Origin of the sequence: Francisella opportunistica (genome assembly GCF_003347135.1) — a bacterium.
Lineage (GTDB): Bacteria > Pseudomonadota > Gammaproteobacteria > Francisellales > Francisellaceae > Francisella > Francisella opportunistica.
On the sequence record NZ_CP022377.1, the window covers coordinates 339,359 to 360,711 of the forward strand.

Here is a 21,353-nt window from a genome sequence, read left to right on the forward strand (position 1 = left end):
TTGATCATGCAAAAAAGATTAATTACTCTTTTAGTATCATCCGTAATTTTTGTCACAGCTACAGCTATTACTGCACAGCATCCTTTAGCAAGTACTAGTATGCTCTCCTCAGCTAGTGCAACTATGATTTCTGCGAGCTCTATGCTTAACTCAGCTAGTAGTATTGGTTATAAGGGTGTAGATGAGCGTAATAAACTAAAAATGTTTAGAGTAGCAATATTACCTTTTGACACAAAAGGTGCCAAGATAGATGGTAATATTGATCAAAAGCAACTCCAAACAGGTTTAAATAATAGTATCATTGCACAAATCACGCAGTCGCGTAAATTTAGAGTATCAAATCGTGATGTAAATGATGAGAAAGCTTATGAAAAAGAAGTTAAGCGTATACTTAACTCTGATACAGATAATGAGAAGGACAAGCTTAACCAAAAAATAGGCGCGGACTTTATCCTTACTGGTGATATCCTAAATCTAAATATAACTAAAAACAAAACCACATACTATGGTGAAGATTTTACGACACTAAATGTTTCTGCTACTGTAGCTTATCGTATGGTAGAGTTAGCGACAATGGAGGTTAAATGGTCAAATGTTGTTACTATTGAAGTACCAACAAATATTGCTAATCAATATGCTAACGCTGATGATGCTAATTATATGCAGCTGTTAAGTTATTTAGGTAAGCAGCTAGGTAAGACAATATCAGACCAAGTTATTGGAGCTATATATCCTCTTCAAGTCTTGAAAGTTGATGATGGTGAGATTTATTTTAATCAAGGTGGTAATAGAGTTATCAAAGGAAGTGTCTATGAAGTTCGTCAAGGTGGTGGGGTTACGCTAGATCCTGCTACTGGGCAACATATCGTACTTGATAGTAAAGTCTTAGCAAAAGTTAGAATTACCGATGTTATGCCTAAATATTCTATAGGTATTGTGATTGATGGTAGTCTAGCTAAAGTTCAACCAGGTTTACGCGCTTATCTAACCAAATAGCATTATGAAAGCCAAGAGTTGTTTACTACTACTGTTGTGTGGAATTACTTCTAGTTGTGCTACATTTAGTGGTAGTCATCCTAGTAAGGTTGGTAATGCTAAAAAAGCTATAGAAACTTGCCAATATAAGCCGATAGAAACTAAGTTTATAAAAACTTTTGATAATGATGGTGTGGATGCAGCGATTGGATTTTTAGAGACTGGTCGTTTTGAACAACTAATAGGTAATACAGCGTTATCGCAGAAAAAATATACCAAAGCAACTGATTATGTCGCTAAGTCAGAAGCTGAAGCAAAAATAAGAGTTAGAAATATTCTTAAAGATACTCAAGCAACACTGTTGAGTGATAAAGAAAGATATTATTATATATCTGATTATGAGATAACTTTTTTATATGCTTATCAAGCACTTAATTATCTAAAACAGCATGATTTAGAAAATGCTGCTGTAAGTATCCGTAATCTATCATATGCACAGTATGCAACATTTCAAGCTAAGGATTTAGCTGCTCAAACTCGTAAAACAAATTATCAAGAGCTAAGTCATGTCAATTCTAGGCAGATATCATCAAATATCACCAGCGCAAAACAATATAGACAGCTAGCAGCTATCGCTAACAGAGTAAAAAACTCTTATGAGAATGCTTTTGGCTATTATTTAGAAGCAATAATATACCAATCATATGATACAGATTTAAATAATGCTAATCTATCAATGAGTAACGCATTTAGGGTTGTGCCAGATAATCCATATGTCAGCGCAGATTACCAACAAATTAAAAAGGCCTTTGATAGCGGTGGCAATATCTATCCACAAGGACAAGGAAAACTTGTAATTATCTATGAAAGTGGTTGGGTTGAATCGCTAAAAAAATTTGATATACCGATAACTGTATTTTTTCAACAAGCTGGTGTGCAAAAAATTTCTTTGCCATACTACAGTTCTTATAATCTAGCACAAAGCGCAGATATTAAGATCTTTAGAGATAAGAAGCTTATCGAACATGGCAAGAGTGCTTTATTAGTTGACACTACAGCAATGGCAGCCAAATCTTTGGCTGATCAATTCCCTGCGATTGTGACAAGAGAAGTTTTGCGCTTAGTTGCTAAAACAGCAATTTCTGTAGCAGCAATTAGATCTTCTGGAGACTATGCAGCTTTAGCCGCTATCGGTACATCTATTTACAACTTGACAACGACTCAAGCAGACCAGAGAAGCTGGAATCTATTACCTAAGAATGTTGATTTATTTTCTAAAAATTTAGCTGCAGGTAGTTACACTCTAAAAATTAATAATAAGTCTACAACTATCACGCTACAACCTCAAAAAATAACACTTGTATGGCTAATTAAAGAAGGTTGTTATGAGCGGATTTTATTAAATCAAGTTGTGTGATATCTAACAAATCTTAGTTAACTAAGAAATTTCTAAAGATAATATTCCAAAGCTGCTCAATTTTGTCACTAACAGGTAAATCTGGATAGGTTATCTTAGGTAAAGTTTGCTGATTAGTTGATGCAACCAAAGCCTCCAACTCAGCAATAATCTCAACATCTATTTAACTATGAAAAGTTCATAAATATATTTGCAATCAGCAATTAGCGATATATATTTATATCTAACACAGTTTTTAAAACGATGTAATTAATTATGAATAGATATATTGCCAACACAGTAGTCATGGTCGAGCCAAAATATTTTTGCTTTAATCAAGAGACTTCAGTTAATAATGCTTTTCAAAATCAATTAGATATTTCAAATGATGAGCTACAAAGTAGAGTTATACGTGAGTTTGAAAATATGGTTGCAAAAATTCGTACCAATGGTATCGAGGTTATCGTTTTAAAATCAAATCCAAATACCCCAGATGCAGTTTTTCCTAATAATTGGTTTTCAACCCATATCATAGATAACCAGCCATATATTTTTATATACCCAATGTATACACGAAATCGCCGCCACGAAGTTCAAGTTGATAATTTGTTAGTGCAACTTAACAAGCTTACAACAACTAACTATAAGGTTGTAGACTTTCGTGGTGATTATTCAAAAGCTCTTGAAGGAACAGGAGTATTTATATTTGATCATGAGTTCAAAATTGCTTATATGTCATTATCTCCAAGAGCAAATGCTCAATTAGCACAACAAGTTTGTAATAAATTAGGTTATAAACTAGTTACATTTACAAGTTATGATAAAAAGGGACCTATTTACCATACAAATGTGATGTTAAGTATAGGTGAGCATTTAGCTGTAGTTTGCCTTGAGTCTATAAAATCAGCTCCCCAAAGAGAGCTTGTCATAAAGAACCTTCAGCAATCCAATAAAGAAATAATAGATATATCCTTAGATCAGATGTACCAAATGTGTGGCAATGTTTTAGAAGTCAAAAATAAAGATGATAAAAGCTTTTTATTACTCTCGCAAACTGCGTATAAAGGTTTTTCTCAAAGTCAATTAGCAATGATTGATAAATATGCAACGCCTATAGCTTGCGATATTACAAATATCGAAGTAGTTGGTGGTGGCAGTGCTAGATGTATGCTAGCAGAGATTTTTTATAACTAGTTTAGTTATTTAATTTAATTAAACTTTTAGCTTATACAGAGTACTATTTTTAACAGCCTATCTGGCTTATAAATTACTTTATATAGTATAATTACTCTAGTTCTTAATTTTTCATAGTAACACAATATTAGCAACTGATTTTTATGATATGTTAGTGATGGTTATGTTTTAGCAGTGGCAAAGAGATCATCTCGATATAAATATTTGCAAGTATTAAATATCTAAACTACAATGACACAAGTTAGCGATTAATGATTATTTAGAGGTAATATGAGAATTTTATCAGTCCAAGATATGGTAAAAATAGTGCAAAATCATGGTTTTAATAATTTCATAATAGATCTTGTTGAGTATACAAAACAAGACTTTATTAGATGGAGTGAATTTGATAAGTCACCACGTTATGCAGCACATGTACCAGGTGGTGTTTTAGAGCTTATGCCGACAGCAGATAAGAAACTATTTTCCCATAAGTATGTAAATGGTCATCCAGGTAATCCAAAATATGGTAAACAAACAGTAATTGCTACAGGACAGCTTAGTGAAATCAAGCATGGCTATCCGCTATTAATATCTGAGATGACAATTCTTACAGCACTAAGAACGGCAGCTGCAACAGTTTTAGCAACTGATTATCTAGCACGTAAAGATAGTAAAACGATGGCGCTAATAGGTACTGGAGCACAGAGTGAGTTTCAAACTTTAGCACATAAATTGATTAGACCTATACAGACAGTTAGATATTTCGATACAGATCCACAAGCTATGAAAAAATATGCTAATAATATGAAAGATGTCGACCTTGAATTTATAGCATGTGATAGTGCCAAAGAGGCTTGCGAAGGTGCTGATATTATCGTTGTATGTACCGCTTGTAAGCTTCATGCAATTGTTATTGAAAATGACTGGGTCAAGGAAGGTGTCCATATCAGTGGTCTAGGTGGTGATTGCCCTGGTAAAACTGAGCTTGATATGGATATCCTATTTAGAGGGAAGGTTGTAGTTGAATATAAAGAGCAATCAATGATTGAGGGCGAAATTCAAAACTTATCTCCGCAAGAAGTAAAGCAAGTGCTTCATGCTGAAGTTTGGGAGATCTTAACAGGTAAGAAAAAAGGGCGAGAAAATGATAAGGAAATCACAATCTATGATTCTGTAGGTTTCGCAATTGAAGATTTCTCCGCTTTACGCTTAACTTTAGATCTAGCTGAGAAATATGATATTGGCAGTCAGATGGATATGGTTCCACCAATAAAAAACCCTAAAAACTTATTTTCAGTCCTTTAATCTGTATTTATTATTTTATTCTCATCCTATATAAGTTTATAATTTCTATTATTTACTAGTAAATTCTGCTATGTGTTTTGATAACCTACTTTTAATGACAGATAGTTATAAACATTCACATCCGTATCAATATCCTAAAGATACTAACTATCTGCATTTTTATCTAGAAAGTCGCGGTACAACAAATAAAGACTTAGGTAGTCATACTAAGTTTTTTGGCTTGCAATACTATATAAAAAAATATTTATCTCAGCCAATAACTCAACAAATGATAGATGCTGCAGAAAAAGTCCTACTAGCTCATGGTTTACCATTTTATCGATCTGGATTTGAGAAGATATTAAATAATCACAATGGCTATTTGCCAATTAGAATCCGCGCAGTTAAAGAAGGTAGTCTAGTTCCTTTGCATAATGTGTTGATGACCATAGAAAGTACTGATAAAGAACTCTTTTGGTTACCTGGCTTTGTCGAGACTTTACTTCTAAAAGTATGGTATCCAACTACTGTGGCAACAATTAGCTTTAATATAAAGCAGGTAATAAAAAAATATCTGCTTGAGACAGCAGATAGTCTGGATAAATTAAACTTTATGCTTCATGATTTCGGTTATAGAGGTGTTTCATCAGAGGAATCAGCTGGAATTGGTGGTGCAGCACATCTAACTAATTTTCTAGGTACAGATACATTAGCTGCGTTGCGTGTTTGCAAAGAGTACTATGGTGAAGAAATGGCTGGATTTTCAATCCCTGCGAGCGAACATTCTACTATGACAAGCTGGGGTGTTGGCACTGAGTGTGAGCGTCAAGCTTTTGAAAATATGATAACGCAATTTGGTGATAATAGTGTTTTATATGCTTGTGTTTCTGACAGTTGGGACTTTAAAAAAGCAATTCAAACATGGCTTGATTTAAAAGATAAAGTTACAGCTAAAAAAGCAAACTTAGTTATTCGCCCTGATTCCGGAGATGCTGTGGATAATATTCTATATGCACTGCGTGAGTTAGATAAAGGTTATGGTAGTACATTAAACTCTAAAGGATACAAGGTTTTAAATAGAGTTGCTTTGATTCAAGGTGATGGTGTAAGTATTAGTTTAGCAAGAAAAGTTCTATTGGCGATGAAAAATCAAGGTTACTCAGTAGAGAATATTGCTTTTGGTATGGGTGGGGCGCTGCTGCAGGGTAATCATGAATCATCAATAAATAGAGATAGTTTCAAATTTGCAATCAAGTGTTCAGCAATTATACGTGGTAATACTTTACTAGGTGTTAAAAAAGAGCCTATTACAGATCTAGCTAAAAAATCAAAACAGGGACGTCTTGATTTGATAAAAGATGCTAAGGGAAATTATAAAACTATAGTTCTTGATGGTAGTTATGCTCTTGGTGAGTATCACCATGATACACAACTACAAACGTATTATGACAATGGTGAAATCAAGTTTAAGCAAAGTTTAGCAGAGATTCGCAAATATAGTAACTGAAAAGTAATCTATTTTACTTACCTTTTAAAAAATCAAAAAGTGCGAAGAGCATTTATATATTAGACTAACATCTACTAGTCAAAAAAAATTGTGATTTAAGAGAACAGCTTTACACTATTAAAGAAGATCATCATATAATTAACCAGATGAAAAAATAAGAAGATTTGATAAGAAAAAATTAAACTTGAAAGTACAGGAATATATGCTGATACTCAGCTTGAAGAATCTAAGAAGCAAAGACTTGAGATTAAATAGTATGATCTACAAAGCACTCAAAAATTAATTTAATAAGTTTGTCAACTTAAAATTTATTTAAATATTTTTGTATTTTTTCTAATTATATGTTAAAAATTTAGCTATATATAATATGTTTTTATACTTATAAGTAGGAATTTTTGTCTAACTAAAAGTTTTAATTTTTTTATTAATTGAAGAGGTTTAGATGCTAGTAACTAAATATCAAAGGTTAGTTATAACTTTAATAATCCTAACTGGGATTTGTTCAGGTTTTGATATCGGAGTAATATCTGGAACATTACCAATGATAAAGAGCGAGTTATCTCTTAATTTGACTGAGTTATCTGAAATTGCTGGAATCGTATTTTTCGGGGCACTTTTCTCAAAATTTACCTCAGGGCCATTGATGGATTTTTTAAGTAGAAAAAATGTCATAGCTTTTGGTGCTTTTTTATTTACAACTTCTATGATTTTAATGATGTTCTCTAATACCTATACAACGCTTATGTTATCAAGGTTGTTACAGGGTATTTCTATCGGTTTTTTACTAACAGTAATTCCTGTTTATATTTCAGAAACTAGTGTTGCTAAATTTAGAGGTAGAGCAATGGCTATATTCCAATTATCCTTAGTTTCTGGAATTTTTTTGGCTAACCTTTTTGCCAGCTTATTCGTGACAAGTCTTGGTTGGAGATTTATTTTTGCCTGTGCTATTCCATTTTCTATATTACTTTTTGTCACAAGTCTTTTAGCACCATTTTCGCCATCGTGGTTAATTTTAAAAGGTAAAAATGAACAAGCATTGACTATCAGTGAGAAGTTAGCATTAAAAGTTCAACATTCATTAAGTGAAAAAAATAAAATTGGCTTCTTTGAATTCATCAAAATAGTTATTAAACAGAAATACTATCTTTCTATACTATTGATTAGTTTGATGGCTGTTTTAAATGGATTTGTTGGTATAAATGTTTTTATAAGCTATGGGCCGACAATTTTTGGCCAACTTGGTAGTTGTCCTAAGTGTGATCCAACTTATTACGGCTTAGCAATGACTCTGATTAATCTTGTAGCGACAGTATGTGGATTATTCCTTGTTGATATTATTGGTAGACGAAAACTTATCATTGCTGGATTATTTATATCATTTTTAGCAATATTTACGATGATTTTTTGCGTTACGGCAGGATCTAATAATTTAGCTTTACTTATGTTGATTATAGTAGTGTTTGGTGGAGCTGTAGGTCCTGGAGTATGTATTTGGTTAATTCTATCAGAAGTACTTCCTGTACATATCCGTGGTATTGGTATATCTGTAGCTCTTGTTTCAAAAGCTTTGATAGAAAGTATGTTTATTTCAAGATTTTTGGATCTTACACATAATTATGGTTATGCGCCAGTATTATATTTTATGGGCATTTGTATCTTTGCATTTATTATCGTTGTATATAAGTTTCTGCCAGAAATGGCAAACAAAGAGCTTATCTAAGCTTTTATTTTAAGTGAGCAATTAAATCATCAAGATTATAGCTAGCGATATCTTTTTGCTTGGCATGATTTTCTTCTAAGAGAGCGAAATCAGCATCTGCATAAGCACATAAATCGCCTTTTTCATTATAAATATCAACTTTTATCCATACAGTTGAGTGACCTTTACGGATAATAGTTGTCTTAAATATGTGTGTTAGTTTGCTATAGGTTGGTTTTAGATATTTAATATTTAAGTTGCGTGTCATACAAAATGATCTACTAGCACTTAAAACATGTTTACCAAGAATATCATCGCAGATTAGTGCAATAATACCACCGTGAATTACATTATCCCAGCCAACATGATTAGGTAGGCACTTAAACTTGGTATACATATGATCACCGATGTGGTACAAAGGAAGTTGTACACCAAGAGGGTTTTTATCTATGCTACTAAAGCAAGTAAAATTCCACGGAAAATCAATGGGTGTGTAATTATTTAAATCTATCATCTTAGTCAGCCTACAAGTTATTTAGAATTGGTCGTATAAGTTTCGCTACTTACTGCGTAAGCTGTAGCGACATACTTTTTACATAGCAGGAAAAGTATGCAAAACTGCTTAGCACTACGCTTACATGGCTTGAGTAAATCGAAAATAAAAAACTCGCTATATTCAAACAATTTTATTTTCTGATCTTTTACTTCATAAGCTATTTACCGCTAATGTGTATTTAAAACTACATTAAAATCTTATTATTTTTTAGCAAGCCTCAATAATACCTGCAGCACCCATACCGGTACCAATACACATTGTAATCATAGCATATTTTTTACCTGTGCGGCGTAGTCCATGTAGAGCTTTGACGGTTAGTATCGTTCCAGTTGCGCCAAGTGGGTGACCTAAAGCAATAGCACCACCACATGGATTCACCTTGTTCTTATCAAGCTTTAAATCATTAATAACTGCTAATGATTGGGCAGCAAAAGCTTCATTTAGCTCAATCCAGTCAATATCATCAATGTTTAGATTAGTTTGTTTAAGCACTTTAGGGATAGCCTTAATTGGTCCTATCCCCATAATGCGAGGATCAACACCAGTTACAGCAAATCCTAGAAATTTACCTAGAGGCTTTAGGTTGTGTTCTTTGAGATATTTTTCACTAACTAAAACTACAGCAGCTGCACCATCTGATACCTGTGAGCTATTACCTGCAGTAACTGAACCACCATTTGCAAAAGCTGTTTTTAACTTAGCTAAAGCTTCTAAAGACGTATCTTTACGCGCCCCTTCATCTACTGTTATAGTTTCTTTGTGATTAATGATGTCACCTGTTTCTTCATTCGGCTTAAGATGATCAACATCAATAGCCAAAATTTCATCTTTAAAATAACCATTTTCAATGGCATTGATGGCCTTTTGATGACTTTCAAGGGCAAAAGCATCTTGATCTTTGCGTGATACATCCCAATCTTTAGCAACCATTTCTGCAGTGATACCCATACCATAGGCTATAGCAATATTTTCATCTTTAGCAAAGATTTCTTTACTAAAAGACATTTTATTACCACCAAATGGGATCATGCTCATGCTTTCTACACCAGCACCAATAGCAACATCGATATTTCCTTGCGCTATTTCATTAGCTGCAATAGCGATAGATTGTAAGCCAGAGCTACAATAACGGTTAATTGTAAAAGCAGGGACAGTATTAGGTAATCCTGCTAAGAGAGATGAGATCCTAGCTACATTGAGTCCTTGTTCAGCTTCAGGCATAGCACAACCAACAACTATATCTTCTATATCTTTAGGATCAATATTAGATTCTGCAACAGTCTTTCTAAGTACATCCGCTAGTAGTTCGTCAGGACGTTTTTTTGCAAAACCACCTTTTTTACCTTTCGTAACAGCTGAGCGTTTTGCAGCGACTATATATACATTTTCACTCATGACAATTACTCCTTAATTTCTTAGTGGTTTGCCAGTTTCTAGCATATATTTCATTCTAGCCTCTGTTTTTTCCGATACTGCAAGTTCTTTGAAGTTTATTAGTTCTCTTTCTAGGAGCCAATCTTCAGAGACTTCAGTATCTTTTTCTATTTGACCACCACACATTGTATCAGCTAGGTTTACAGCAATTTTATAATCATGTTCAGATATTTGATTACCATCACGCATATTTACAAGTAAAGCTTTAATTGTAGCAATACCAGTTTCACCAAAGACAGAGACTTTTTGTTTTAAAGGTGGTTGGTAACCAGCCAAAGCCATAAGTTGAGCTTTTTTAATAGCTACTAGTAAGATTTCTTTAGTATTCATAACAATTATGTCATCATCGCGTAAAAAGCCCATTTCTTTGGCTTCATAAGCGCTTTTAGCAACTTGTGCTAGAGCAAGATTTCTATAACGACGCTCAAAGTCTTTCCAGTGGTCTTGAGCTTGTGATGCTCTAACAGCCATTTCTTTAGAGCCACCCCAACCAGGAATAATTCCAACTGCAGCTTCAACTAAACCAATATAACTTTCATATGCAGCAACAGCAGCATCACTATGGAGAATGGTTTCACAACCTCCACCAAATGCAAAACTTTTGACTGCTGCTACAACAGGTATTTTGCTATAGCGCAATTTTTGGCTAATAATTTTATGCCCTTTGCGAATAACTTCTTCAATAGCAGCTTCACCATTCATTGCGAATTTGATACCGAATTCTTCTAAATTAGCACCTACTGAAAAAACATCTTGCTCTTGCCAAATAACAATTGCATCAAGTTTTTCTTCAGCATAATTAATAGCTGCAGATATGCCATCTAAAACATCATCGCCAATAGCGCACATTTTGCTCTTAAATGATAATATCCCTATATTATTATAATCATCTATTTGCCATAGTTTGACACCATCATTTTCATAAAGTGTTTGGGTAGCTAATGTGCTCGTGTGCTCAACTATATTATCAGTAAACAGCTGGCGTTTATAGACATCTAGGCTATTACGAGATATTAGTGTTTTATCATCGAAACTAAATTCTTTATTGTTTTGATAAACACCAATATCTAGAGTATCAACCCAACTAGGTAGAATATTTTTTGATAATGCTTTGCCTGTTGAGATATCTTCTTTTAGCCAATTAGCTACTTTATGCCAGCCAGCAAGTTGCCATATCTCAAAAATACCTTGCTTCCAGCCAAACCCCCAACGAATTGCCAAATCCATATCTTTGGGAAAATTAGAGATATCTCCTACTAGATGAGCAGCATATAAGAACATCTCTCTAAAGGTTGCCCATAAAAATTGAGCTTGGGTGTTATTACTATTGCGTAAACCTTCAAGCTTTTTCGACCAGTCTTTTTCAGCTAAAATTTCTAAAACTTCTTTATCAGCTTTTTTATTAGAGAGACGATATTCTTTTGTGTTTAAATCAAGTACTGTGATACCATCTGCTTCTTTTATGTATAAGCCTTTTTTAGTTTTTTGACCAAGTGAACCATTATTAATTAGACTTTGAATCCAGTCAGGAGTTTGATATAACTTTTGCCAACCATCTTCAAGATTATCTTTCATGGTTTCTACTACATGAGATAATACGTCTAATCCAACTAAGTCAGCAGTTCTATAAGTAGCACTTTTAGCACGCCCGAGCTTTTTACCTGTAAGCTCATCTACTACCTCTAAAGGGATATTCAACTGCTCAGTGTAATAGCAAGTTACAAGCATTGAAAAGACACCTAAGCGGTTTGCGATGAAATTTGGGGTATCTTTAGCGCGGATAATACTTTTTCCGAGTTTCTCTACTAAGAATGTTTCTAGTTTGTCTAAAATTTCAGTATTAGTATTTGTATGTGGAATTAACTCAACTAGAGGCATATATCGAGGAGGGTTAAAAAAGTGCACCCCACAGAAATTAATTTTTAGATTTTCAGGTAACACTTGAGCAAGCTTTGTGATACTTAGCCCAGAAGTATTCGATGCTAAAATAGCATTTTCTTTTAATTGACCAGCAATTTTTATATATAAGCTTTCTTTTATGTCTAAGCGTTCAGCTACAGCTTCAATAACTAAATCACAATCTGCCAAAAGATCAAGATTATCTTCGTAGTTTGCCGGAGTAATATACTTGATAGCATCTTTTGAACCAAAAGGGGCAGGATTAAGCTTAGTGAGCTTTGCTAAAGAATTTTCAATAATAGCATTAGGGCTACCTTCTGGAGATTTTAAATCAAAAAGCACAACCGGCAATCTAGCATTTGCAAAGTGAGCAGCAATTTGTGCCCCCATTGTTCCGGCACCAAGAACAGCAATTTTATCAATAGCTTGGCGCTGTGATTTATGTTCTACAGGTTCCAGTTTATTTGCCACTGTGGTTGGCTTACTACTATCACTTTCTCCAGCAGGAAGATATTCATTGCCAAAAACCTTCAAATAACCGCGCATAGCTTCTTCTTTTGACATACCTTTAATAGCATCCCAAGCCATCCATTTAGCGCGTTCAACCATTTTTAAAGCCGAAGGTTTCTTAGTGTTGTTATCGCCTTCTTTAACTTGCTTATAAAAAGCATAGAGCTTTAATTTTTGGCTATTGTCAGGCTTGAAATCAATAGTTGCATCACGAACTGCTTTTAGCATCTCTTCAAATTTTTTTTCTAACTCAGTCATTTTGCCTCCTTGAGGTCGCTGTTTACCTACCTTTACAAATAGATTCCGTACTTATAACTAAACGAAACAATAATTCAATCTAACGATTATTCTCCTTTGTTTGTTTATTGTGCTTATTTTGCCATTCAGGGTGTGCATTTTTAGGTCCTAGAGTATAATCATCGAACTCATCAGTTTGAATAATATTATCAACCTTAGTAAGCATTTCTTTAACAGCATTAGCCTCTTGTTGTGAGATAATTTTATTTTCTAGCGCCACATCAATACAGTTTGACCAGCTGGTTTTAGGTAATTTATCAGCCTTAATCGCATCAGTTATCTTTTTCTTGATAGTATGAGTTGCTAACGATGCTAAATATGCATTTTCAACTCTACCGATTGGATCATTATCATCATTAGGAATATAACATTTATCCTTCATCGATTGTCTAGTGTTACTGTTACTAACTAATGATTTACAGATTTGTGCTTCAAGTTTGTCTGAAGGCCTTCTGAATTTTTTACCATATGGAAAAACAAAAAGCTTCATTTTGGTTGCAAATAATCTATTTGGGAAGTTTCTAAATAGATCTAGCATTGCTTGTTGGGCTTGGTATAGACAATGTTGGATACTCCAATCGACAAAAATGTCATCACTTTGAGGTTCTCCTGAGTCTTTGTAGTATTTCAATACTGCAGCTGCCATATACAAGTAACTCATAATGTCGCCAAGACGAGCTGATAATCTTTCTTTACGCTTTAGTCCTGCACCTAACACTGTGATTGAAATATCATTAACATAAGAGTAAGCTGTACTCATATGTGAAATATAGCGATAGTAACGCTTAAACTTAGAAGGGTAACTAGGAGCTGTGAAACCACCACTTAAACCATACCAAAGTGTGCGTGTACCGTTGAGAGCCATATATTTAAAATGACTTTTAAAATTACTAATAAATTGCTCTTCATCATCATTCATTAAGCTTTCTATTTCACTACGAATGTATGGGTGACATTTCATTGCTCCTTGACCAAAGATCATCAAGTTTCGCGTCATAATATTCGCACCCTCAACAGTTATACCAATTGGGGTAGCCATATATGGAATCGCAAGGTAGTTATTTGGTCCCATTATAATTGCACGACCACCATGAATATCCATCGCATTGTTGATAGTAATACGCCCCATCTCAGTTAGATGATATTTTGCAATTGCCGATGATACTGATGGTCGAATACCGCTATCAACAGCTGCGACTGTAAATTGGCGAGTTGCATTAGCAATATATGCAAACCCAGCAATTTCAGCGAGTTTTTCTTGAACCCCTTCAAATTGTGCAATAGGGACTTTAAATTGTTCACGCACACTAGCATAAGCTGAGGTCATAACTGTAGACATTAGGGTATTAGCTGTGCCACAGGCTGGTAATGAAATTGCTCTACCTATAGATAAGCATTCAACAAGCATACGCCAGCCTTCACCAGCCATTTTTTGTCCACCAATTATCCAATCAATCGGAATAAAAACATCCTTAGCTTTGATATAACCATTCATAAAAGCTTGTCCTAGTGGGAAACCACGTCTGCCAATTTCTAGACCTTTATGATTATATGGTAGTAGTGCACATGTTATGCCTTCTTTACCGTTGCCATCAAGCAGGTTATCAGGATCTTGTAATTGAAAAGCTAGGCCAACTAGGGTAGCTATAGGAGCTAATGTGATATAGCGTTTATTAATATTTTTTAGCTTAATACCGAGAGTTTTTTGACCGTTAAAATCTTCATGGCAAACAATACCATAATCAGGTAGTGAGGTTGCATCAGACCCGGCTTTAGGGCCAGTTAATGCAAAACATGGTATCTCTTGACCAGTTGCTAGTCTGGGCAGATAATGAACTTTTTGCTCATCTGTTCCATAATGAACTAAAAGTTCACCAGGACCTAGTGAGTTTGGCACCATCACCGTAATAGCAGCGGTGACACTTTTTGTTGCTAGTTTCATCACAATCTCAGAATGAGCAGCAGCTGAGAATCCTTTACCACCGTAGTCCTTACCAATGACCAAGCCTAAGAAACCTTTAGTTCGGATAAAATCCCAAGCCTCAACACTCAAGTCTTTTTCTTGATAATTAATCTTCCAATCATCAATTAGCTCACATAATTGAGTTGTTTCATTTTCTAGAAATGATCTCTCCTCATCTGTTAGTTCAAATTTTTTTAAGCTATGTAGCTTATTAAAATCAGGTTTACCTTGAAATATATCTTGCTCAAACCAATTATCACCAGCATTAAGGGCAGTTTGTTCTGTTTGCGAAATTGCCGGCGTGGCTTTTTTGGCTATCTTATAAATCTTGTTGAACATTTTAGCTCCTTAAGCAGCAAGCTGTTTAATTTATTTATTGTTCATACTTCTCAGCATATTCTTTTTGTAATGCATTTACATCTATTTTTCCAACAGTATTTTTAGGTAACTCATCTTTGAAGATTATTTTTCGTGGTAATTTGTAGTGAGCTAGTTTAGTCTCACAGTACTTAATTATTTGTTTTTCGGTTAATTTACTGCTTTGTTTAACGACCACGAAAGCGACAGGCATTTCACCTGTTTCATCAGAATGCCCTCTAATAACTGCTGCATCTTCGATTTCAGCTTTTTCGGTTAGTACAAGCTCAATTTCTTTAGGAAAAACATTAAAACCCGAGACGATAATCATGTGCTTTATCCGTCCTGATATTACTAAACGACCTTGCTCATCGATATAACCCATATCGCCAGTTTTTAGCCAGCCATCTTCGGTAAAATGCTCTTTGTTTATTTCTGGTAAACTCCAAAAACCAGGGGATTTTTGTGGTCCAGTAACCCAAATCTCACCTATCTGACCTGGTGGTAACTCATTACCTTTATCATCATAGATTCTAATATCAGTATTTGGTAGTGGAAAGCCAACAGTACCATTGAAGTCAGAGTCTTCAAGAGAATTGACAGTGACTACAGGGGACATCTCAGATAATCCATAGCCTTCTTTAATCTCAATGCCGGTAACTTTTTTCCATTGATTCGCTACAGCTTCGAGAGTTGACATGCCACCACTTATAGATAGTTTAAAATTGTTAAATTTACTTTTTCTAAATTTTTCATTATTTAATAAAGCGATGTAAAGAGTATTTACACCAAAAATTGTCGAGAAATTATTTTTCCTCATTTGATTAACCAAACTTTTGATATTTCTTGGATTAGGGATAAGAATCTGTAAGGCACCTGAGAAATAAAACAGAAATAAATTAGCTGTTAGACTAAATATGTGGTATATCGGTAGCGCGTTGATAACTATTTGTTCACTGAGATTTACATCAAAGCCTTCTGTCCAAGCTTTTATCTGATAGATATTTGCAACAATATTTCTATGCAAGAGAATTGTGCCTTTAGGTGTGCCAGTGGTGCCACTTGAATATTGCAATGCAGCGATATCATCAGGAGTTATGACAATTTTTGAGTAGTCTGGTTTATGCTCTGAGCTTATTGCAGCTGCAAAAGTATCAAATTTGTCTTTTGTGTATTTATTTTTCATACCTTTAAGATATCTTGCTACAAAAGAGATTATTTGCTTCTTAGGGCTTGGGTAAAGATCTGCAAGTTTTGTAATCATCAGATGTTTTAAGTCTTTACACTCATCTGCAATTGCCTCAACATTATGAGCTAATGTTGAAAGCACGATAATTCCTTTTGCCTTTGAATCTTGGAGAATTCCTTTAATTTCCCTGCTGGTATAGAGTGGATTTATATTGATAAAAACACAACCTAGCTTTATCAAAGCAAAAATTACCACAGGGAACTGTAAAATATTCGGCAGCATAATCGCAATATGGTCACCTTTTTGGAGATGCCAGTTGTTTTGTAAGAAACCAGCAAACTTATCAGTATAGTTATCAACATCACTAAATGTTATTTTCTCACCGTGACATACTAGTGCATCATCATTAGCAAAATCTTGATTTGCACTTTTGAGCATATCATTTAAGGTTATATTAGGAATATCTATAGAGAGAGGTACTTGTTTGGGGTAGTTTTTGTGCCATAGTTTAGTATTCATAAAGACCTCCTGATACTATTTAAATTAGTTGTTAAATTTATTTTTTATCTTCTGAGCCTTCAAACATTTTTAAAAACAACTTATTAACTACTAACAAACTTATTATATAGCATTTAGTTATATTGATACATTAAATAAACTTAATTGGATTATTTTTTTATGACTTCTACACCAATGTAATTTATAATGAGAGATATTGTAAGCGCATTCATTATTATTATGAAAATTTATCATAATCCAAAATGTTCAAAATCACGCCAAGCTAAGCAAATTCTAGACCAAAACAATATCGACTATGACATACACCTATATCTAGATAATCCTTTATCAAAAGATGAGATCAAAGCATTACTTGAAAAGCTTAATCTCTCGATAAAAGATATAATTCGTAAGAAAGAGAATATTTGGAAAGAAAACTTTAGCGATAAAGAGTTTACAGAAAGTCAGCTTATTGAGATTGTAGCTGCTAATCCTAGGCTTTTAGAACGACCAATAATTGAGCATAAAGGTTTTGCAATAATTGCAAGGTCTGATGAGAAAATACAAGAGATATTAAACACCTACTAAGTTTTATGTTAGTATTTGAAAAATGAAATTCTATCTATAGGGAGATTTTATGCATAAAATATTTTATACATTTACAGATGAAGCGCCAGCATTGGCAACTGGGTCTTTTTTACCAATAGTTGAGAGCTTTACTAAGGTAGCTGAAATCAAGCTAGAAACAAAAGATATTTCTCTAGCAGCACGTATTCTAGCAAATTTTAATGACTATCTAAGTGATGAGCAAAAGCAAGCTGATGATTTGACGATACTAGGAGAACTAGCGAAAACCCCTGATGCAAATATTATTAAGTTGCCGAATATTAGTGCTTCAATTCCACAATTGACAGCGGCAATTAAAGAACTTCAGTCAAAAGGTTATAAAATACCTGACTATCCTTTTGAGCCAAAAGATGACAAAGATCAAGAGATTAAAAGCCGGTATGCAAAAGTCTTAGGTAGTGCAGTAAACCCAGTTTTAAGAGAAGGTAACTCTGATCGCAGAGTAGCTGATGCTGTTAAGAAATATGCTGAAAAACACCCGCACTTTATGGGTGAGTGGACAAAAGATTCAAAATCACATGTTGTGAGCATGACTAATAATGACTTCTATGCTAATGAGAAGTCGTATGTTGTTCCACAAGCGACTACTATGAAGATTGTACATACAGATACTAAAGGCACTCAATCAGTTCTTAAAGATAATCTTGCACTAGAAGAAAAAGAAATTGTTGATGCTACTAAGATATCTATTAAAGCTTTGAGAGAGTTCTATAAAACTGAAATCGCTAAAGCTAAAAAAGAGGGGACTCTATTATCGCTTCATCTAAAAGCTACAATGATGAAAGTTTCTGACCCAATATTATTTGGTCATGCTGTAGAGATTTTCTTTGAAGATGTTTTCAAAAAATATGCCAAAGAATTTAAAGAGCTTGGTGTCAATCCGCGTAATGGTTGGGGTGATGCGCTTGAGAAGATTAAACAGCTGCCTCAAGATCTTCAAGACAAAATCAATACTGATATTGAGAAAGTATTTGCTAAGCAACCTGATATAGCAATGGTAAACTCTGATAAGGGTATTACCAATCTTAATGTGCCAAGTGATGTAATTATTGATGCCTCAATGCCAGCAGCTATTCGTGCATCTGGTAAAATGTGGAACAAAGCTGGCAAGCTTCAAGATATGAAAGCGATGATTCCAGATAGATGTTATGCGGGTGTATATGCTGTAACTATCGATTTCTGTAAAGAAAATGGTGCTTTTGATGTTGCGACTATGGGCGATGTTGCTAATGTGGGTCTAATGGCGAAAAAGGCTGAAGAGTATGGCTCACATGATAAGACATTCGAAATCCAAGCAGATGGAAAAGTAGAGGTTATCGACGCTGGTGGTAAAGTGATATTTGAACATCAAGTCGATAAGGGAGATATTTGGCGTGCTTGTCAGACAAAAGATATCGCTGTCAAAGATTGGGTTAAACTAGCTGTTAATAGAGCTAAAATTACCCAGAATCCAGCAATCTTTTGGTTAGATTCAAAAAGAGCGCATGATAGAAACCTAATTGCCAAGGTTAATGAATATCTAATCTTACATGATACAACTGGTTTAGATATCCAAATCCTATCACCAATAGAGGCAACCAAGTACTCCTTAAAGAGAATGAAAGCCGGTAAAAATACAATTTCTGTTACAGGCAATGTCTTGAGAGATTACTTAACAGATCTTTTCCCAATTCTAGAGCTTGGCACAAGTGCTAAAATGCTGTCAATTGTTCCGCTTCTAGCAGGTGGTGGCTTATTTGAAACTGGTGCTGGTGGTTCTGCACCTAAGCATGTTGAGCAGCTTATTGAAGAAAATCACTTAAGATGGGATTCTTTAGGTGAGTTCTTAGCACTAGGAGCATCGTTAGAAGACTTGGCTATCAAGACAAGGGATGCTAAAATCAAGGTTTTAGCTGAGACATTAGCGCAAGCAAACAAAGATTTCTTAGATAATGATAAGTCACCACGTCGTAAAGTTGGTGAGCTTGACACTCGAGGAAGCCATTTTTATTTAGCTTTTTATTGGGTTAAAGCTCTCACTGAGCAAACTGGTAATCCAGAGTTAAAGGCTAAGTTTGCGCCAATTTATGCAGAGCTAAAAGCTAATAAAGATAAAATTGTCAAAGAGCTAAATAATGCTCAAGGCAAAAAAGTTGATGTTGGTGGCTACTATCATATGGATAGAGCAAAATTAGCTGCGGTAATGAGGCCTAGTAAAACTTTTAATATAATTTTGGCGCAAATATAAGGAAAAAAAGATAATGGCTGAGATTAAAAATGATGAGTATATAGAGATTAGTTTAACTAAAATCCTAGTAGGATTGTTTAGTAGGTTCCATGAACAAAAAAATTGAATAAAGCAGTTAAGTATATTTAAATAGTTTTGTGAAACAAAAAAACATACTTAACATATATGGAATATTACATATCAGAAACAAATTGGTCAACTATTTTAACTTTTCTAACAGCTCAAAAAGGATTGCATACAAAAGATGTAGTTAAGCTTAGAAGATTCATAGAAGCAGTGTTTTTTATCTTAAAAACAGGAGCTCAGTGGAAATATCTTCACAAGGATTATGGTAATAGTAGAGCCATCCATAAGCGTTATAAATACTGGGCTGACAAAGGTGTTTGGAATAATCTAATGACTTATGTTTCAGACATTGATTCACAACAGTTCATGATAGATTCACTATCTGTTAAAGCACATGCGTGTGCTAGTGGTTATGAGATAAATGGTAATGAAATCAATGCTTTGGGTAGAAGTGTGGGTGGCTTAACAACAAAGATTCATACTCTTACAGATGCTTTAGGAAATCCCGTTAGATTTATAATAACTGCTGGTAATGTCCATGATATTGTACCCTCACAACAACTCTTAGAAGGAATAACAAATGCTTATATTCTTGCTGATAAGGCATATTTCTCTGAAGAAAATATAAAATTCCTTGAGGAAAATAAAAATAAACCAGTCATTCCTGCTAGAGAAAACTATACCAAAGGCCATAATGTTGACTGGCATATTTATAAGGAAAGACATTTGATAGAGAACTTTTTCTCTAAAATTAAGCATTTTAGAAGGGTTTTCTCTAGGTTTGATAAGACTTGTTCTGCTTTCCTCGGCTTTATAGCATTAGCAAGCACCTTTATTTGGCTTAGATGATTTTTTTGTTCATGGAACCTAATATAAAGACATTTTTTGCGGTATTAATATTAGGTTGCTGTTTGACTGCGGCAGCAGCTTGGTTTTTTAGTCTAAGTTATACTTATTTGCAGATGATTCAACCACCATATTATCTAAAAGGTTATGTTAGTAATGAAGTTATCGCTAACAATAAGTTGAATATAATATTAGATAATCTTCTCCAAGATACGCAGCAGTCACAACCTGATAACAAAATTTTAAATGATATTGATATTATAAAACCTGGAGATGAGCTAAAGATAAAACCTAATAGAGATGAAAAATCTACCTATTTTGCATTATCAACGTCAGCTAAGTTAAGTGATAAAAGTACAGTTAATACACTTTTTAGTGACATTATGGAGAAATTCTCTAGTTCGGATATTGTGCAACGCCAGCTACAGTTATGGAAAGAAAATCTACAACAAACTCTAGCAGCTAACCAACAGAATATTGACAGATATAAACAAATTATAAAGAGTGATCAAGTTTATTTAAAACAGCTATTGGCTAGTAGAGATGTTGGTAGTTTACAAGGACAGACTTTATTAGCTAGTTATATGGATAGAATAAATAGCTATCAAAATAAAGTTTTTTCACTAGAAGATTCTCAGAGAGATTTAAAACTAAGTTTAGCAAGCTTACAATCAAAAGTAGTTGCAATTGGTAATATTATTTATGCAAAAAACTCTAAGCTATCTACAGTTAAACTAATAATAATTGGAGTGATATTATCAATCGTTATTGCGCTGTTGGCAGTTTTCTTGAAGATTATATTCTCTAAAGCAATTACTGAATATCGAAATCTTAAACAATAAGC

General features: G+C 34.0%; 15 protein-coding genes. 10 read left to right on the plus strand and 5 right to left on the minus strand.

Going from position 1 to position 21,353, the window contains the following annotated elements; genetic code table 11:
* The first annotated feature begins 6 nt into the window (after positions 1 to 6).
* The 6 genes from CGC45_RS01675 (at position 7) to CGC45_RS01705 (ending at position 8,061) form a co-directional block, all read left to right on the plus strand.
* Positions 7 to 996: an LpoB-related protein gene (locus tag CGC45_RS01675; protein WP_071628672.1), complete on the plus strand. Its 990-nt coding sequence runs from the start codon at positions 7 to 9 to the stop codon at positions 994 to 996.
* 4 nt (positions 997 to 1,000) lie between these two features.
* A complete protein-coding gene (locus tag CGC45_RS01680; RefSeq protein WP_071628673.1) occupies positions 1,001 to 2,392 on the plus strand; it encodes a COG3014 family protein in 1,392 nt (463 codons plus the stop codon).
* 255 nt (positions 2,393 to 2,647) lie between these two features.
* Positions 2,648 to 3,565 carry a citrulline utilization hydrolase CtlX gene (ctlX, locus tag CGC45_RS01685; RefSeq protein WP_071628674.1) on the plus strand — a complete coding sequence of 306 codons (918 nt, stop codon included), beginning with the start codon at positions 2,648 to 2,650 and terminating at the stop codon, positions 3,563 to 3,565.
* A gap of 270 nt (positions 3,566 to 3,835) precedes the next feature.
* The gene (ocd, locus tag CGC45_RS01690; protein ID WP_071628675.1) at positions 3,836 to 4,852 is read left to right on the plus strand and encodes an ornithine cyclodeaminase; all 1,017 of its coding nucleotides are present in this window, start codon (positions 3,836 to 3,838) and stop codon (positions 4,850 to 4,852) included.
* A gap of 70 nt (positions 4,853 to 4,922) precedes the next feature.
* On the plus strand, positions 4,923 to 6,338 hold the full coding sequence (locus CGC45_RS01695) for a nicotinate phosphoribosyltransferase (protein WP_071628676.1): 1,416 nt from the start codon (positions 4,923 to 4,925) through the stop codon (positions 6,336 to 6,338).
* 442 nt (positions 6,339 to 6,780) lie between these two features.
* Positions 6,781 to 8,061: an MFS transporter gene (locus CGC45_RS01705; protein ID WP_114702012.1), complete on the plus strand. Its 1,281-nt coding sequence runs from the start codon at positions 6,781 to 6,783 to the stop codon at positions 8,059 to 8,061.
* 4 nt (positions 8,062 to 8,065) lie between these two features.
* On the opposite strand, the gene CGC45_RS01710 is transcribed toward CGC45_RS01705, so the two are convergent.
* The 5 genes from CGC45_RS01710 to CGC45_RS01730 all read right to left on the minus strand — a co-directional run bounded on the left by CGC45_RS01710 (position 8,066) and on the right by CGC45_RS01730 (position 16,764).
* Positions 8,066 to 8,554 (minus strand): PaaI family thioesterase, encoded by a 489-nt coding sequence (locus tag CGC45_RS01710; protein ID WP_071628678.1) that lies wholly within the window; start codon positions 8,552 to 8,554, stop codon positions 8,066 to 8,068.
* 249 nt (positions 8,555 to 8,803) lie between these two features.
* Positions 8,804 to 9,991 carry an acetyl-CoA C-acyltransferase gene (locus tag CGC45_RS01715; RefSeq protein WP_071628679.1) on the minus strand — a complete coding sequence of 396 codons (1,188 nt, stop codon included), beginning with the start codon at positions 9,989 to 9,991 and terminating at the stop codon, positions 8,804 to 8,806.
* A 12-nt stretch (positions 9,992 to 10,003) separates the two neighbouring features.
* The gene (locus CGC45_RS01720) at positions 10,004 to 12,697 is read right to left on the minus strand and encodes an acyl-CoA-binding protein (RefSeq protein ID WP_071628680.1); all 2,694 of its coding nucleotides are present in this window, start codon (positions 12,695 to 12,697) and stop codon (positions 10,004 to 10,006) included.
* A 79-nt stretch (positions 12,698 to 12,776) separates the two neighbouring features.
* Positions 12,777 to 15,038, minus strand: a complete 2,262-nt coding sequence (locus CGC45_RS01725) for an acyl-CoA dehydrogenase (RefSeq protein WP_071628681.1) — start codon at positions 15,036 to 15,038, stop codon at positions 12,777 to 12,779.
* A gap of 34 nt (positions 15,039 to 15,072) precedes the next feature.
* The gene (locus tag CGC45_RS01730; protein WP_071628682.1) at positions 15,073 to 16,764 is read right to left on the minus strand and encodes a long-chain-fatty-acid--CoA ligase; all 1,692 of its coding nucleotides are present in this window, start codon (positions 16,762 to 16,764) and stop codon (positions 15,073 to 15,075) included.
* A gap of 219 nt (positions 16,765 to 16,983) precedes the next feature.
* Between CGC45_RS01730 and arsC the strand changes: the two genes are divergently transcribed.
* The 4 genes from arsC (at position 16,984) to CGC45_RS01750 (ending at position 21,351) form a co-directional block, all read left to right on the plus strand.
* The gene (gene arsC, locus CGC45_RS01735) at positions 16,984 to 17,331 is read left to right on the plus strand and encodes an arsenate reductase (glutaredoxin) (RefSeq protein WP_071629944.1); all 348 of its coding nucleotides are present in this window, start codon (positions 16,984 to 16,986) and stop codon (positions 17,329 to 17,331) included.
* A gap of 49 nt (positions 17,332 to 17,380) precedes the next feature.
* Complete coding sequence (locus CGC45_RS01740) at positions 17,381 to 19,597, plus strand: NADP-dependent isocitrate dehydrogenase (protein WP_071628683.1); 2,217 nt, start codon at positions 17,381 to 17,383, stop codon at positions 19,595 to 19,597.
* 165 nt (positions 19,598 to 19,762) lie between these two features.
* Positions 19,763 to 20,512, plus strand: a complete 750-nt coding sequence (locus CGC45_RS01745) for an IS5 family transposase (RefSeq protein ID WP_071629399.1) — start codon at positions 19,763 to 19,765, stop codon at positions 20,510 to 20,512.
* Positions 20,513 to 20,523: 11 nt separating this feature from the next.
* A complete protein-coding gene (locus CGC45_RS01750) occupies positions 20,524 to 21,351 on the plus strand; it encodes a hypothetical protein (RefSeq protein ID WP_306669150.1) in 828 nt (275 codons plus the stop codon).
* The last annotated feature ends 2 nt before the right edge of the window (positions 21,352 to 21,353 follow it).